At 72.8% G+C, this 14307-nt stretch carries 16 protein-coding genes and 2 tRNA genes; 12 read left to right on the plus strand and 6 right to left on the minus strand.

Features of this window, described 5'->3' with window-relative positions:
* Positions 1-180: 180 nt before the first annotated feature.
* Positions 181-429 carry a hypothetical protein gene (locus tag RIN80_RS17150; protein WP_309096475.1) on the minus strand — a complete coding sequence of 83 codons (249 nt, stop codon included), beginning with the start codon at positions 427-429 and terminating at the stop codon, positions 181-183.
* A gap of 228 nt (positions 430-657) precedes the next feature.
* Here RIN80_RS17150 and RIN80_RS17155 point away from each other — a divergent pair, with 228 nt between their 5' ends.
* A complete protein-coding gene (locus RIN80_RS17155; protein WP_309096476.1) occupies positions 658-1218 on the plus strand; it encodes a CAP domain-containing protein in 561 nt (186 codons plus the stop codon).
* 7 nt (positions 1219-1225) lie between these two features.
* Here the strand turns inward: RIN80_RS17155 and RIN80_RS17160 are convergent, their stop codons facing one another.
* Positions 1226-2299 carry a hypothetical protein gene (locus RIN80_RS17160; protein ID WP_309096477.1) on the minus strand — a complete coding sequence of 358 codons (1074 nt, stop codon included), beginning with the start codon at positions 2297-2299 and terminating at the stop codon, positions 1226-1228.
* 244 nt (positions 2300-2543) lie between these two features.
* On the opposite strand from RIN80_RS17160, the gene rox reads away from it, so the two are divergent.
* Positions 2544-3989 (plus strand): rifampin monooxygenase, encoded by a 1446-nt coding sequence (gene rox, locus RIN80_RS17165; RefSeq protein ID WP_309096478.1) that lies wholly within the window; start codon positions 2544-2546, stop codon positions 3987-3989.
* Positions 3990-4115: 126 nt separating this feature from the next.
* Here rox and RIN80_RS17170 read toward each other — a convergent pair whose 3' ends face one another.
* The gene (locus RIN80_RS17170) at positions 4116-4814 is read right to left on the minus strand and encodes a carboxypeptidase-like regulatory domain-containing protein (protein ID WP_309096479.1); all 699 of its coding nucleotides are present in this window, start codon (positions 4812-4814) and stop codon (positions 4116-4118) included.
* Positions 4811-6403 (minus strand): MFS transporter, encoded by a 1593-nt coding sequence (locus RIN80_RS17175; RefSeq protein ID WP_309096480.1) that lies wholly within the window; start codon positions 6401-6403, stop codon positions 4811-4813. Before RIN80_RS17175 ends, RIN80_RS17170 begins: the two co-directional genes overlap by 4 nt.
* 157 nt (positions 6404-6560) lie before the next feature.
* Here RIN80_RS17175 and RIN80_RS17180 point away from each other — a divergent pair, with 157 nt between their 5' ends.
* The gene (locus RIN80_RS17180) at positions 6561-6773 is read left to right on the plus strand and encodes a hypothetical protein (protein ID WP_309096481.1); all 213 of its coding nucleotides are present in this window, start codon (positions 6561-6563) and stop codon (positions 6771-6773) included.
* A gap of 31 nt (positions 6774-6804) precedes the next feature.
* Here RIN80_RS17180 and RIN80_RS17185 read toward each other — a convergent pair whose 3' ends face one another.
* Complete coding sequence (locus tag RIN80_RS17185) at positions 6805-7461, minus strand: NAD(P)H-binding protein (protein WP_309096482.1); 657 nt, start codon at positions 7459-7461, stop codon at positions 6805-6807.
* Positions 7462-7585: 124 nt separating this feature from the next.
* On the minus strand, positions 7586-8839 hold the full coding sequence (locus tag RIN80_RS17190) for an amidohydrolase family protein (protein WP_309096494.1): 1254 nt from the start codon (positions 8837-8839) through the stop codon (positions 7586-7588).
* 256 nt (positions 8840-9095) lie between these two features.
* Between RIN80_RS17190 and RIN80_RS17195 the strand changes: the two genes are divergently transcribed.
* From RIN80_RS17195 to RIN80_RS17235, 9 genes are all read left to right on the plus strand, one after another.
* Positions 9096-9168 (plus strand) — tRNA-Thr (locus tag RIN80_RS17195).
* 46 nt (positions 9169-9214) lie between these two features.
* A tRNA-Met gene (locus RIN80_RS17200) sits at positions 9215-9287 on the plus strand.
* An 88-nt stretch (positions 9288-9375) separates the two neighbouring features.
* The gene (gene rpmG / locus RIN80_RS17205; protein ID WP_003948671.1) at positions 9376-9540 is read left to right on the plus strand and encodes a 50S ribosomal protein L33; all 165 of its coding nucleotides are present in this window, start codon (positions 9376-9378) and stop codon (positions 9538-9540) included.
* A gap of 101 nt (positions 9541-9641) precedes the next feature.
* On the plus strand, positions 9642-10094 hold the full coding sequence (locus RIN80_RS17210; RefSeq protein ID WP_309096483.1) for a MaoC family dehydratase N-terminal domain-containing protein: 453 nt from the start codon (positions 9642-9644) through the stop codon (positions 10092-10094).
* Positions 10095-10102: 8 nt separating this feature from the next.
* Positions 10103-10531 (plus strand): MaoC family dehydratase, encoded by a 429-nt coding sequence (locus RIN80_RS17215; RefSeq protein WP_309096495.1) that lies wholly within the window; start codon positions 10103-10105, stop codon positions 10529-10531.
* Between the two features lie 112 nt (positions 10532-10643).
* Positions 10644-11213 carry a TetR/AcrR family transcriptional regulator gene (locus tag RIN80_RS17220; protein ID WP_309096484.1) on the plus strand — a complete coding sequence of 190 codons (570 nt, stop codon included), beginning with the start codon at positions 10644-10646 and terminating at the stop codon, positions 11211-11213.
* A 101-nt stretch (positions 11214-11314) separates the two neighbouring features.
* Positions 11315-12751: an MFS transporter gene (locus tag RIN80_RS17225; protein ID WP_309096485.1), complete on the plus strand. Its 1437-nt coding sequence runs from the start codon at positions 11315-11317 to the stop codon at positions 12749-12751.
* Positions 12752-12788: 37 nt separating this feature from the next.
* Positions 12789-13169, plus strand: coding sequence for a DUF3291 domain-containing protein (locus RIN80_RS17230; protein ID WP_309096486.1), 381 nt, complete (start codon positions 12789-12791; stop codon positions 13167-13169).
* Positions 13170-13260: 91 nt separating this feature from the next.
* Positions 13261-14307: UDP-N-acetylmuramate dehydrogenase (locus RIN80_RS17235; protein ID WP_309096487.1), on the plus strand; the 1047-nt coding region annotated here is incomplete at its 3' end.

Genomic DNA, 14307 nt, shown 5'->3' on the forward strand with positions numbered 1-14307 from the left:
GAGGCCGCCACCCACACCGGGGTCACCGGGCTGTTCGTCCGCGACGCGCTGCTCATCCTGGGGTGCGTGGTCCTGGTCCTGGTCGCCAGCGCGACCACCCTGAAGCGCTGACCGGCCGGCCCCCCCCGGGAACGACCGAGGGCCGCCCCGCGGGGCGGCCCTCGGCACGGTCAGGTCCCGCTAGTCGCGCACGCCCCAGGAGAAGCCGCCCGAGACGGAGCCGTAGCGGGGGAACTCGAACGGCCCGAAGTGCAGCGGCCTGTCGTGGCCGTGGCCGTGGCCGCCGCCCCCGAAACCGTCGGAGCCGGGGTCGCCGATGGCGGCGGCCGCCGGCTGCGCCGAAGCGGCGGCGGCCATCACCGTCCCGCCCGCGGTGAGAGCCAGTGCGGCGAGCGACACGACAGCGATGCGACGGACCCGCAGCGACATGAGAAACCTCCACGAGAAAAAGAAGGGGAAGAGCAGGAGAGGGAAGAGTGAACGAGCGCGTCCCAGCCTAGTCACGAAAGTCACCTGTACCGGCGCGGGAAATGCCGTATTCCCCCGAAGGAACGGCTGGACACAACAGCGGAATTGATTATCGGTACGGTGTGCACCGCACTTGGCACTCCATACTCCGCAGACACCGCGGGGCGCAGAGAAGAGAAAAGAGAAAAGATGACAGGGATGCGCAGGGCCGCGCTCGCCCTGGGAGGCGCTCTCCTGGCGTGGACCCAACCGCCCGTGCCGCCGCCACCGCCGCACTACGAGGCACCCCGGTGGCCCCTGCCCGCGCCCGGGCCCGACAGGGCACCGCGGGACGACACGGCGTACGCCCTTCCCGAGCGGTCCCGCGACAGCCTGGCGGCCGAGGTCGTCGCCGCCGTCAACCGGCACCGTGTCCAGGCCGGCTGCCGTCCCGTGCGGCTGCGGGCCTCGCTCAGCCGTGCCGCCCAGTGGCACAGCGCCGACATGGCCCGCAGGCAGCGTCTGACGCACACCGGAGGCGACGGCAGCAGCCCGGCCGACCGGATGCGGGCCGCCGGCTACGACCCCGGCCACACCGCCGAGAACATCGCAGCGGGCCCCCGCACCCCCGAGGCCGCCGTCCGCACCTGGATCGACAGCCCCGGGCACCGGGCCATCCTGCTGACCTGCCGGTACACCCACGCGGGGGTCGGTGTCGCGCGCGGTGGCGGCGGACCCTGGTGGACGCTGGACCTGGCCACGGGCCACTGAGCGGGCCTCAGACCAGGTCGTCGTCCCACCACCAGGCCACGTCCGGGGCACCCTCCAGCGGGCCCGGCCGGGTGTCGGACGGCTCCTCCGCCCAGGTCAGCGCGGTGTCCTCCATGGCGTCGGGCCACCGTCCGAGGCTGAGGTAGCGGGGCACGCGCAGCCCCCACTCGTTGTTGCCGCGGATGCCGTGGCGCAGCCCCTGCAGGTAGGCGGCGAGCTCCGGGCCCGCCGTGGGGCGGACGCGGTCGTGCAGCCGCAGGAACCGCAGCAGCACGCGGTCCCGCAGTCCGTTCGCCGCCTCCACCGCCTGCTGCAGCGTCAGGTCCCGCTCGTGCATCAGGACGGTGTAGATGTTCTGGTCCGCCTGGTCCCGCGCCTGCTCCTTGGGCAGGGAGTGCCGGTCGTTGTCGAGCCCGGCCACCAGGATGGCCATCTCCTTCAGCGCCCGTACCGCCGGCCGGTACAGGTCCCGGTCGGGTACCTCGGCGCCGTTCGCGATCTCCAGCATCGCGAAGGTCGGCTCCCCGCCCGACGACAGCAGCCGCATCGTCAGGAAGTCGTTCAGGCCGGGCATCCGGCCCAGCGCCTGGTTGCCGACCTGCCAGGCCACGCCCGAGAGCCAGGCCCGGTGCGCGTGCGCGAACCTGCCCACCTGCGCGGGCGTCCCGAGCGACCGGAACAGCCGCACGATGTCCCGCAGTGCGCCGATGTACCGGTCCGCGCCGGTCGCCGTGTCGTTCTCGCAGGCCCGCTGCACCTGGCAGGCCAGCGCGTTGAACTGCGCCGGGCGCGTGCTCAGCGGCCCCCGGTCGCAGCGCGCGTCGTCGAAGCCGAAGCCCCAGTAGACCCACAGAGCCGTCGCGAGCAGCCGGTCGTCGTCGGCGCCCGGGACGAACCGGGCGTAGAAGTCGGTGCTGTGCGTCGCGACGACCCAGGCCAGCTCCTCTTGTGAATGGCACATGCCGCTGCGCCCGATCCACTCCTCGGCGCGTTTCTCGATCTGCCGGGCTCGCGGGTGGACGGCGGATTCCAGCGGGCAGAAAAGAGGCGGCAGTTCCACCTCGGAAACTCGAGATCCCATGGGGAAGATCATCTGGGACGGTGCGGGTGCGGGACGGCGGGAACACCCGGTCACCGGAAAAGACAGACAGGCGGCCCAGCCGATAAGCGGAAAGAAAAGGGAGGAAAAGCAGAAAGGCAAGGAGATCGGATGCTCCCTGCCACTCTCAAGATATAGCGCACGGGGGGCCTTGCGGCAAGGCCCCGGTGGTGGCGCAGAATCCTCCGCCGGAGCCCGGAACGGGCGAAGAATCAGGGGGGCTGTCGTGTTCGATGTGGTCATCGTCGGTGGTGGGCCGACCGGCATGATGCTGGCCGGCGAGCTGCGGCTGCACGGGCTGAACGTGGTCGTACTGGAGAGGCTCGCGGAGCCGACCGGACAGACGCGCGCGCTCGGCCTGCACGTGCGCAGCGTCGAGGTGCTGGACCAGCGAGGTCTGCTGGAGCGGTTCCTGCGGCTCGGCACGAGGCACGAGACCGGCGGGTTCTTCGCCGGCATCACCAGGTCCTGGCCCGACGGGCTGGACACCGCGCACGGGTACGTCCTCGGCATCCCGCAGACCGTCACGGAGCGCCTGCTGGCCGAGCACGCCGCCGAGGCCGGTGCCGAGATCCGGCGCGGCCACGAGCTGGCCGGGCTGAGCCAGGACGACGGCGGTGTGACGGCCGAGCTGTCCGACGGCACACGGCTGCGCTCGCGCTACCTCGTCGGCTGCGACGGCGGCCGCAGCACGGTGCGCAAGCTGCTCGGCGTCGGCTTCCCCGGCGAGCCCAGCAGGGTCGAGACGCTCCTGGGCGAGATGGAGCTGACCGCCTCACCGCAGGAGTTGGCGGCCGTGACGGAGAAGGTCCGCAGGACGCAGTTCCGGTTCGGCGCCATGCCCACCGGGAACGGGCTGTACCGCGTCATCGTGCCGGCCGAGGGAGTTGCCGAGGACCGCACGGTCCCGCCGTCCATCGAGGAGTTCAGGCGGCAGCTGCGGACGTTCGCGGGCACCGACTTCGGGGTCCACTCACCGCGCTGGCTCTCCCGCTTCGGCGACGCCACCCGGCTGGCCGAGCGCTACCGCACCGGCCGGGTCCTGCTGGCCGGCGACGCCGCGCACATCCACCCGCCGACCGGTGGGCAGGGGCTCAACCTCGGTCTCCAGGACGCCTTCAACCTGGGCTGGAAACTGGCCGCGCAGGTGCGCGGCCGGGCGCCGGACGGCCTGCTGGACAGCTACCACGCCGAACGCCACCCGGTGGCCGCCGCCGTGCTGGACAACACCCGCGCGCAGATGCACCTGCTGGAGCCCGAGCCGGGGCCGCGGGCCGTACGGCGGCTGCTGGCGGAGCTGATGGAGTTCGATGAGGTGAACCGGCACCTCATCGAGAAGATCACCGCCATCTCCGTCCGCTACGACTTCGGAGAGGGCCACGAACTGCTCGGCCGGCGGCTGCGGGACACGCGCCTGGAGCGCGGGCGCCTCTACGAGCTGATGCGCGGGGGCCGCGGGCTGCTGCTCGACCGGACCGGCGGGCGCCTGTCGGTGACGGGCTGGGAGGACCGCGTCGACCATGTCGTCGACGCCGGCGGGGAACTGGACGTCCCCGCGGTCCTGCTCCGCCCGGACGGCCATGTGGCGTGGGTGGGCGAGGACCAGGTGGACCTGCTCGCCCGGCTGGCACGGTGGTTCGGGACGGCGGCGGACCGGTCGGCGGTGGGGTGACGGGTGGGCCCGGGCGAGCGTACGCGGGGCGGCGGGCGGCCTCCCCGCGTACGCCACAGGCCGCTGCCGACGCACACCGGGCCGGAGGACGCCGTCGCCGCCTCCCCGCGCCCGCGACAGACCGTCCTACTCGCTCACCTGGGCCAGTTCGATGTCGTGGTCGTGCACACCGGTGCCGGAGAGCGTCACGGAGGCGACCCGCGGCGGGTAACCGGCCGCGATGACTGTGTACGCGCCGCTGTCAAGGTCAAAGAAGGCGTAGCACCCGTCGCGACCCGTCCGGGTCGTGGCGACCACGTTGCCCGCCGAGTCCACCAGGGTCACCCGCGCGTCGCCCAGCGGGGCACCGCCACCGCGTACCGTGACCCGGACCTGAGCGCCTGGCCACAGCTCCAGTTCCATCCGGGTGGTCCCCGCAGCGCCGATCTCGACGACCTGGGCGAGCGGCCGGTGCCTGGGCGAGTCGACCGCCAGGGTCACCGGACCCGGGGCCGGGCCGGTGACGGTGAACTCGCCCAGGACGTCGGACCGTTCGGTCGCCGGCACGTCCCCGCGCACGTCCGTCACGATGACCACGGCCCCGGCGACCGCCGTCCCGCTGTCGGGCGACCGCACCACACCGGCGAGCTTGCCGGTGCCGCTCAGCAGCACGTCGTACGGCACCGGCTCCCCGGCCACGACGACCGTGGAGGCCTGCGGCTGGCGCCCCTGCGACGAGGCGATCAGCACGTACGACCCGGCCCCGGGGGCGTCGACCCCGTACGACCCGACACTCCGCGAGACCGACCGCGCGAGCTGTTTCCCGCTCAGCGAGACCAACGTCACCGCGGACCCGGCCGCCGGCGCGCGGTCGGCCCCGAGGACGCGGCCCCGGCGGCATCGGCTCGCCCGGCCCCGGCGGCATCGGCACGCTCGGCAGCCGGCGCCCGCACACCCGGCTCGGCACCCCCCGAAACCTCGGCCGAGCCCTCGGCCGGTCCGCCCGCCGACTCCGCCGCCGCCCGCTGCCGCGGAATGAACGAAGCGACCGCGAAGGCGAGCAGCGCCGCCCCCGCCCCGATCGCCAGGACGACCTTGAAGCCGTCCCGGGAGGGCAGTTCGGCCGGCCCGAAAGGCGTCGTCAGCTGCGCGAGGATCACCCCGGCCACGGCACTGGCCGTCGACGTGCCGATGGACCGCATCAGCGTGTTGAGGCTGTTCGCCGCACCCGTCTCCGAGGCCGGCACCGCGCTCATGATGAGGGCGGGCATCGCCCCGTACGTGAAGCCGATGCCGGCGCCGATCACGCAGGTGACCAGCACGAAGTGCCAGAGCTCGGACATCAGCGCGATGTTCAGCCCGTACCCGGCGGCCACGACGAGCGCACCGGCCATCAGCGTGACCTTCGGGCCCTTGGCCTTGGACAGGGCGGCGGAGAAGGGGGCCGTGGCCATCATGACCAGGCCGGACGGGGCCATCGTCAGCCCGGCGACGAGCAGCGATCTGCCCAGGCCGTAGCCGGTCGCCTCAGGCAACTGCAGGAGCTGCGGAACGACCAGGGACATCGCGAACATCGCGAACCCGATCGCGATCGAGGCGAGGTTGGTGACCAGCACCTGGCGGCGGGCGGTGGTCCGCAGGTCGACCAGCGGCTCCGCGACCCGCAGCTCCCACCGGCCCCACACCAGCAGCACGAGGACGGCCGCCGCGAAGAGGCCGACCGTGGTGCCGCTGCCCCAACCCCAGTCGGCCCCCTTGGAGATGGCCAGCAGCAGGGACACCAGCCCGGCCGCCATGCCGATGCCGCCGACCAGGTCGAAGCGCCCGCCGGTGCGCACCCGCGACTCGGGCACGACGAGCGGCACCAGCACCAGGGCGACGGCGCCCAGGGCGGCCGAGACCCAGAACAGGGCGTGCCAGTCGAAGTGGTCGGCGATGAGCGCGGCGGCGGGCAGTCCGAGGGCGCCGCCGACACCGAGGGAGGCGCTCATCAACGCCGTGGCGGAACCGAGCCGTTCGGCGGGCAGTTCGTCGCGCATGATGCTGATGCCGAGCGGGATCACGCCGGAGGCGAGGCCCTGCAGCGCCCGGCCGGCGATCATCGGGATCAGGGAGTCGCTGAGCGCGGCGGTCACCGAGCCGGCCACCAGCATCACCAGGCTGACCAGCAGCATCCGGCGCTTGCCGTACATGTCGCCGAGCCGGCCGGTCATGGGGGTGGCGACGGCGGCGGCGAGCAGCGTGGCGGTCACGGCCCAGGCGGTGTCCGACGCCGGGGCGTCCAGCAGCCGGGGGAGTTCGGGGACGATCGGGATCACGAGGGTCTGCATCAGCGAGACCACGATCCCGCCGAAGGCCAGCACCGCGACGACGGCACCGGCCCGCGGCGGCGCGGATCTCCCGTCGCCGCCGGGTCGGGTGAGGGTGTGGGACATGGCCGGGCCTCCGTAGGGAGCGAGAAGGGCAGAACGACCCGGCCAAAGCTAAGTCACTTGATTGACTTAAGCAACTGGATCGAGTGATGACGGCACGCTTCGCGGGGCCCGGCAAGGGGGAGGCGTACCGGCGCCACCCGCGCGGCACACTGACCCCATGTCCTCCCGCCGCAGAACGTGCCCCGAGTGCCGCCGCGAGATCGCCGTCGTCGCCGGGCGGTACGCGCGCCATGACCCGCCCGGCGCCCGCGAGCACGGCGAACTCACCTCGTGCCCGGGCTCCCGCCGCCACGCCCGCCCCGGTCCCGAGCAGCCGTCCCTGGACGGCTACACGGTTCCGGACTTCCCGGGCCAACTGCCGCTGTTCTAGGCGGCCCGGCCGGGGCCGGTCCGCGGGCCCCTCAGTTGCCCGCGACCGACTTCACGGCGACCGACACCGGCGCCGACCCGCTGACCAGCTCCAGCGTGAGCCCGGCCGTCGCCGGGGTGTCCACCAGCTCCGCGAGGACGGCGGCCACGTCGTCGCGCGGGATCGGCCCGCGTCCCGTGTGCGCCTCCAGGCGGACGAGGCCGGTGCCGGCGTCGTCGGTGAGCTGGCCGGGGCGCAGGATCGTCCAGTCCAGGGCGTCCAGACCGCGCACGTACGCGTCGGCCTCGCCCTTGGCACGCAGGTACACGTCGAAGATCCCGTCGCCCCGGTGCTCCGGGTCGGCGCCCATCGACGACACGATCACGAAGCGCCGCACGCCCGCCTTGACCGCCGCGTCCGCGAAGAGCACCGCCGCGGCCTTGTCCACCGTGTCCTTGCGGGCCGTCCCGCTGCCCGGGCCCGCGCCCGCCGCGAAGACCGCCGCGTCGGCGCCCCGGAGCCGCTCCGCGACCTCGTCCACGGAGGCCGACTCCAGGTCGAGCACGACCGGTTCGGCGCCGGCCTGCCGCAGATCGTCGGCCTGTTCGGCCTTGCGGATGATCCCCGCCACCTCGTCCCCGCGCCCGGCGAGCAACCGCTCCAGCCGCAACGCGATCTGACCATGACCACCAGCGATGACAATGCGCATGCCTTCGACCGTACGCCCGGACCGCCCCGTCCGCCGCACGACCCGGTCACCCGGTGGCCCACCCCGGCCCTCGGGCCCTAGCTGCATTGCCCTGTGAGGCCCCCAACCACACAGGGCAATGCACCTAGTGCACCTGACCCCGTCCCTGGCGCGGCAGCCCCAGCTCCACCGAGGCGGCCGAACTGCAGTACTCCCGCACCGCGCTGGTCCGCGCCACCACCCGCCCGCGGTGCACGACCACCCGGCTGTAGGCCAGCGAGAGCGCCCCTGCCAGCCCGTCCCCGCGCACGGCGAGCAACTCGGCCGGGAAGCCGGCCTCCACCCGCACCTCGGGCAGCCCCAGCACGACCCGCGCCGATGAACTCACCGCGTCGTACGCCTCCTCGGGCGACAGCCCGTGGCGCGAGGCCAGCAGGAAGGCGGCCTCCAGCGGATCGCCGCGCCCCACCGGGTTGGACACGTCCCGCAGCGCCCCGCTCCCGGCGGCCACCCGCACCCCGGCCGCACGCAGCAGCCGTACCGGAGCCGTGCCCCGCCGTTCGACGCCGCAGCAGCCGCCCTGCGGCAGGCACACGACCGCGATCCCGGCCGCGGCGAGCTGGTCCGCCGTCCGCGAGGCCACCTCGGAGGGCAAGTTGCCGAGATCGCCGCACGGGCTGAGCGTCACCCCGGGGCGCAGTCCGCCCGCCATCGCCGCCAGCCGGGCCAGCCGCGCCGGATCCCCGGCGTCCGTGTGCAGGTCGACAGAACAGCCGTGCTCGGACGCCACCTCCAGGACCGCCTCCACATAGCCCGCCGGATCCGGGTCCAGGTCGGGCCGGCCGCCCACCACGGAGGCGCCCATCTTCACGGCGTCCCGCAGCACCGCCAGCCCGTCCGCCCCGGCCACCCCGGTCAGCACCCGGGGCATCGCCACCGTCGTCAGCTCCGCCAGTCCCCGCAGCGCCCGCCGCGCCTGCAGCACCGCCGCCAGGGCGGACAGCCCCTGGACGTCCCCCACGCGCACGTGCGCCCGCAGCGCCGTCGCCCCGTGCCCGAGCTGGAGCAGCGCGGCCTCGGTCGCCCGGCGCTGGACGTCCTGGGGCGCGGAGGAGACCGGGCCCTCGGTGTCGGCCGACAGGGCGGTGTCGGCGTGCGCGTGCGGCTCGGCCGGGGCCGGCAGCAGCAGATAGCCCCGCAGATCGACCCGCGCCCCGCACGCGCGCGTGCGGCCGAGGCTGCCGGCCGTGCCGACCGCCTCGATGCGCCCCTCGCCCAGCCGCACGTCCACGGTCCTGCCGTCGGTGAGCCGTGCCCCGCACAGCAGCAACGACGACGGCTCCGCCGGGCCCGGCGGGGACGACGGGGGAGGTGGCGGCTGCGGCTGGCTGTCGGGCATCGCGCTCCAGGGGCTCGGGCTGTGCACGCGAGGACGCATGATCACTCAGAGTGAGACGAGCCTAGGACGGCCTCCCGCCCGTGGCGGGGAGGAGCGCAATAGTCGTACCGGCGTGGTCCGTCGCGCCGAACGGCGGGAACGCGGGGGGCGGGAGGCGCGGGCGGGGCGGCCGGGACGGCGGTGCGAGCGGAGCGGGCAGGTGCCCCGAAACGGATTTGGGCGAACGGCGGGCGACCGTGTAATGTCTTCATCGCTCGCCCCAATAGCTCAGTCGGCAGAGCGTCTCCATGGTAAGGAGAAGGTCAACGGTTCGATTCCGTTTTGGGGCTCTGGTGTGAGAGGTTCCCGCCGCAAGGCGGGGCCCGATCGCATCGCAGCGGTGTAGCTCAGTCGGTAGAGCAAGCGGCTCATAATCGCTGTGTCACCGGTTCAAGTCCGGTCACCGCTACTCTCAGTAGCCGATTGCGGGGTCGGTCCTTCGATCGGCTACTCTTCTTGCGTTAAACAGTCCATCCGTTCGTCTTAGGAGCACTCACGTGGCTGCCACCGACGTCCGCCCGAAGATCACGCTGGCCTGCGTGGAGTGCAAGGAGCGGAACTACATCACCAAGAAGAACCGGCGTAACAACCCGGATCGCCTTGAGATGAAGAAGCACTGCCCGCGTTGCAACGCGCACACCGCGCACCGCGAAACGCGATAAAAACAGGCTCGTACACGAGGCCGCTCCCGAGAGATCGGGGGCGGCCTCGCGTCGTTGAGTGACCCGTACCGGTCAGTAGAGCTACCAGGAGGTGCCGAGCCATGGCGCTCGACCAGTCCTTCGTGGGGCGGACGTACCCGCCCACCGCGCCCTACGAGGTGGGCCGCGAGAAGATCCGTGAGTTCGCCGAGGCGGTCGGGGACGCCAACCCGGCGTACACGGACGCGGAGGCCGCCAAGGCGCTCGGCCATCCCGATGTGATCGCCCCGCCGACCTTCGTGTTCTCGATCACCTTCAAGGCCGCGGGCCAGGTCGTCCAGGACCCCCAGCTCGGTCTGGACTACAGCCGCGTGGTGCACGGCGACCAGAAGTTCGCCTACCGCCGCCCGGTCCGGGCCGGTGACCGGCTCACCGTCACCTCGACCATCGAGTCGGTCAAGTCCCTCGCGGGCAACGACATCCTGGACATCCGCGGCGAGGTCCACGACGAGACCGGCGAGCACGTCGTGACCGCCTGGACCAAGCTCGTGGCCCGCGCGGCCGAGGAGGCGTGAGCGATCCCATGACGGCGAAGATCTCCTACTCCGACGTCGAGGTCGGCACCGAACTGCCGGCGCAGACCTTCCCCGTGACCCGCGCCACCCTGGTCCAGTACGCGGGTGCCTCCGGCGACTTCAACCCGATCCACTGGAACGAGAAGTTCGCCAGGGAGGTCGGCCTGCCGGACGTCATCGCGCACGGCATGTTCACGATGGCCGAGGCGATCCGCGTGGTGACGGACTGGGCCGGCGACCCGGGTGCCGTCGTCGAGTACGGCGTGCGCTTCACCAAGCCCGTCGTCGTCCCGAACGACGACCAGGGCGCCGTGATCGAGGTCGGCGGCAAGGTCGCGGCCAAGCTCGACGACAACACCGTCCGCGTGGACCTGACCGCGACCTGCGCCGGGCAGAAGGTGCTGGGCATGTCGCGGGCGGTCGTACGGCTGGCCTGAACCGAACGGAACACCAGGTGAGGGGCGTTTCCCGGAAGGGGGCGCCCCTCACGGGTCCTTCCGACGCCCGACCGCTTGACTTGGTTAGTGATTGAGCACTAACTTCGGAAGCATGGTCAGGATGAGTGCGGAAGAGCGGCGCGAGAGCGTCATCCGGGCGGCGACGACCGAATTCGCCCGGGGTGGCTACCACGGCACCTCGACCGAGGTGATCGCCCGCCGGGTCGGCGTCTCACAGCCGTATCTCTTCCGGCTCTTCCCCGGCAAGAAGGCGATCTTCCTCGCGGCGGTCGAACGCTGCATCGAGGACACCATCCGCACCTTCCAGGAGGCGTCCGAGGGGCTGCACGGCGAAGAGGCCCTGCACGCCATGGGCAACGCGTACACCACGGTCATCGAGGAGCACCCCGAGCGGCTCATGATGCAGATGCAGATGTACGTCGCGGTCAAGGCCGCCGAGGAGGAGGGCGACCACGAGTTCGGTGAGTCGGTGCGCGACGGCTGGATGCGGCTGTGGGACACCGTCCATCTGCCGCTCGGGGCGGACGCCGCCGAGACCACGCAGTTCATGGCGTACGGGATGCTCATCAACTGCCTGGTGGCCATGGGATTCCCGGCCGACCACCGCGTGTGGGAGGGCATGTACCCCTCCGCGCGCGCCACGGGCCGGCTGGAGCACTGACCGGGAAGGGCGAGAACCCGGCGCTCTTCCGCGGCCGCGAAAGTTAGTAATCAATAACTAATCGATCATCGCAGCGACACGCACACACTCCTGGGGGAGCGATGTCACAGCAGACCGCACGCCGCGGGGGAGCCCTGTGGGCCCTCGTCATCACCAGCGTCGCCGGATTCATGGCGGCTCTCGACAACCTCGTCGTCACCACCGCCCTGCCCTCCATCCGCGAGGACCTCGGCGGCGGACTGCACGACCTGGAGTGGACGGTGAGCGCCTACACGCTCACCTTCGCCGTCCTGCTGATGTTCGGCGCGGCCCTCGGCGACCGCTTCGGCCGCCGCCGGCTCTTCCTCGCCGGGCTCGCCGTCTTCACCGGCGCCTCCGCCGCCGCCGCGATGGCGCCCGGCATCGACTCCCTCATCGCCGCCCGCGCGGTCCAGGGCGCCGGCGCGGCCGTGATGATGCCGCTGACCCTCACCCTGCTGACCGCGGCCGTGCCCGCCGCCAAGCGGGGCATGGCGTACGGCATCTGGGGAGCCGTCAACGGACTCGCCGTCGCCTCCGGGCCGCTGGTCGGCGGCACCCTCACCGAACACATCTCCTGGCAGTGGATCTTCTGGCTGAACGTCCCGCTCGGCCTGGCCCTGCTGCCCCTCGCCCGCCTCCGCCTCGCCGAGTCCCACGGCACCGGAGCCCCGCTCGACCTCCCCGGCACCCTGCTCGCCAGCGGCGGTCTCTTCGGCATCGTCTACGGCCTGGTCCGCGGCCCCGCCGACGGCTGGACCGGCGGCATGGTCCTGCTGGGCCTGTTCACCGGCTCCGCGCTGCTCGTCGCCTTCGTCCTCTACAGCATCCGCGCCAAGAACCCCATGCTCCCCATGCGGCTGTTCCGCTCCCGGGCCTTCTCCGGCATCAACGCGGCGAGCCTGCTGATGTTCCTCGGCATGTTCGGCTCGATCTTCCTGCTCAGCCAGTACATGCAGGGCGTCCTCGGCTACTCGCCCACCGAGGCGGGTCTGCGGATGCTGCCCTGGACCGGCATGCCGATGCTCGTCGCCCCCGTCGCCGGCATCCTGGCCGACCGCTTCGGCGGCCGCCCGGTCGTCGCCGCGGGCCTCTTCCTGCAGGCCCTGGGCCTCGGCTACATGGCCGTCGTGGCCACCGCGGACGCCTCCTACACCGCCCAGCTGCCCGCCCTGATCATCAGCGGCATCGGCATGGCCCTGTTCTTCGCCCCCGCCTCCCACCTGGTCATGTCCAGCGTCCGGCCCCAGGAGCAGGGCATCGCCTCCGGCGCGAACAACGCCCTGCGCGAGGTCGGGGGAGCGCTCGGCATCGCCGTCATGGCCTCGATCTTCTCCGCCCAGGGCGGCTACGAGACCGGCCAGACCTTCGTCGACGGCATGCGGCCCGCCCTGGTCACGGGCTCCGCCGTGGTCGCCCTGGCGGGCGTCGCCGCCCTGCTGATCCCGGGCCACCGCCGCACCGGACCCCAGGCCGCCCCGGCCGGACCGGCACCCGTCCTGGAGACGGCCTCCCGCTGACCCCTCGGACTCAGGATCCCGACAAGGAGAAACGGCCATGCCCACCCTCCCCTGGACCGTCCCGAACACCCCGCCCCGCGATGCCGAAGTGCACGTCTTCGCCTCCCGGTTCGAGACCCGCACCCTGTGGGGAGCGCTGAAGTTCCTCGCCGGCACGCCCGCCGTCTGGCGCCAGGTCCGCCGCAGCCCCGGTGCCTACGGGGCGACCCTGAAGGCCAAGCCCCTGAAGCGGACCTTCTGGACCCTGTCCGCCTGGGAGTCGAAGGACGCACTCCACGCCTTCGCCCGCGCGGGGACCCACGGGCCCACCGCCCGGGGTCTCGCCCCGCAGATGAGGGACGCGACCTTCACCACCTGGCAGGCGAGCAGCGAGGACCTGCCGATCTCCTGGTCCGAGGCGCTGCGCCGGCTGCCCTGACGCAACACGCGCGCGTGCGGCCCACGTCCGTCCGACGGGGGGCACGCACGCGTGCGGGGAGCCGTCGGTGCCGTCTCGTACTCTTGAGCCCGTGCAGGAACTCCACGACGCCCCCCTCGCCCCGCTGACCACCTTCCGGCTGGGCGGCCCCGCGACCAGGCTGGTCACCGCCACGACGGACGACGAGGTGATCGCCGTCGTCCGCGAAGCCGACGAGACGGGGACGCCCCTGCTGCTCATCGGCGGCGGCTCGAACCTGGTCATCGGCGACAAGGGCTTCGACGGCACCGCCCTCGTCATCGCCACCCGCGGCTTCTCCCTCGACGGCACGAGCCTGGAGCTGGCGGCCGGCGAGGTCTGGACCGACGCCGTCGCCCGCACGGTCGAGGCGGGCCTGGCCGGCATCGAATGCCTGGCCGGCATCCCCGGCTCGGCCGGCGCGACGCCCATCCAGAACGTCGGGGCGTACGGCCAGGAGGTCTCCTCCACGATCACCGAGGTCGTCGCCTACGACCGCCGCTCCGGAAAGACGGTCACCCTCTCCAACGGCGACTGCGCCTTCTCCTACCGCCACAGCCGCTTCAAGTCCGACCCCGAGCGCTACGTGGTCCTGCGCGTCCGTTTCGCCCTGGAGGACGCCGGCGGCCTCTCCGCGCCCCTCCGGTACGCCGAGACCGCCCGGGCCCTCGGCGTGGAGCCCGGCGACCGCGTCCCGCTCGCCTCCGCCCGCGACACCGTGCTCAAGCTGCGCGCCGGCAAGGGCATGGTCCTGGACCCCGAGGACCACGACACCTGGTCGGCCGGGTCGTTCTTCACCAACCCGATCCTCACGGACGCGGACTTCGAGACGTTCCGCGCCCGCGTGCGCGACCGGCTCGGCGACGGGGTGGAACCGCCCGCGTACCCGGCCGGCGAGGGCCGTACCAAGACCTCGGCGGCCTGGCTGATCGACAAGGCCGGCTTCGAGAAGGGCTACGGCGACGGTCCGGCCCGGATCTCCACGAAGCACACGCTGGCGCTGACGAACCGCGGTGACGCGACGACGGAGGATCTCCTCGCCCTGGCGCGTGAGGTCGTGGCCGGTGTCCAGGAGGCGTTCGGCATCACGCTGGTGAACGAGCCGGTGACGGTCGGGGTC

Origin of the sequence: Streptomyces sp. (genome assembly GCF_031181705.1) — a bacterium.
In the GTDB taxonomy this organism is placed as follows: domain Bacteria; phylum Actinomycetota; class Actinomycetes; order Streptomycetales; family Streptomycetaceae; genus Streptomyces.

Coding starts and splice junctions, on each gene's coding strand:
- RIN80_RS17225 (WP_309096485.1), top strand. CDS start 11,315: ATGTCACAGCAGACCGCACGCCGCGGGGGAGCCCTGTGGGCCCTCGTC.
- RIN80_RS17210 (WP_309096483.1), top strand. CDS start 9,642: ATGGCGCTCGACCAGTCCTTCGTGGGGCGGACGTACCCGCCCACCGCG.
- RIN80_RS17150 (WP_309096475.1), bottom strand. CDS start 429: ATGTCGCTGCGGGTCCGTCGCATCGCTGTCGTGTCGCTCGCCGCACTG.
- RIN80_RS17220 (WP_309096484.1), top strand. CDS start 10,644: ATGGTCAGGATGAGTGCGGAAGAGCGGCGCGAGAGCGTCATCCGGGCG.
- RIN80_RS17155 (WP_309096476.1), top strand. CDS start 658: ATGACAGGGATGCGCAGGGCCGCGCTCGCCCTGGGAGGCGCTCTCCTG.
- RIN80_RS17185 (WP_309096482.1), bottom strand. CDS start 7,461: ATGCGCATTGTCATCGCTGGTGGTCATGGTCAGATCGCGTTGCGGCTG.
- RIN80_RS17230 (WP_309096486.1), top strand. CDS start 12,789: ATGCCCACCCTCCCCTGGACCGTCCCGAACACCCCGCCCCGCGATGCC.
- RIN80_RS17180 (WP_309096481.1), top strand. CDS start 6,561: ATGTCCTCCCGCCGCAGAACGTGCCCCGAGTGCCGCCGCGAGATCGCC.
- RIN80_RS17175 (WP_309096480.1), bottom strand. CDS start 6,403: ATGTCCCACACCCTCACCCGACCCGGCGGCGACGGGAGATCCGCGCCG.
- RIN80_RS17215 (WP_309096495.1), top strand. CDS start 10,103: ATGACGGCGAAGATCTCCTACTCCGACGTCGAGGTCGGCACCGAACTG.
- RIN80_RS17160 (WP_309096477.1), bottom strand. CDS start 2,299: ATGGGATCTCGAGTTTCCGAGGTGGAACTGCCGCCTCTTTTCTGCCCG.
- RIN80_RS17190 (WP_309096494.1), bottom strand. CDS start 8,839: ATGCCCGACAGCCAGCCGCAGCCGCCACCTCCCCCGTCGTCCCCGCCG.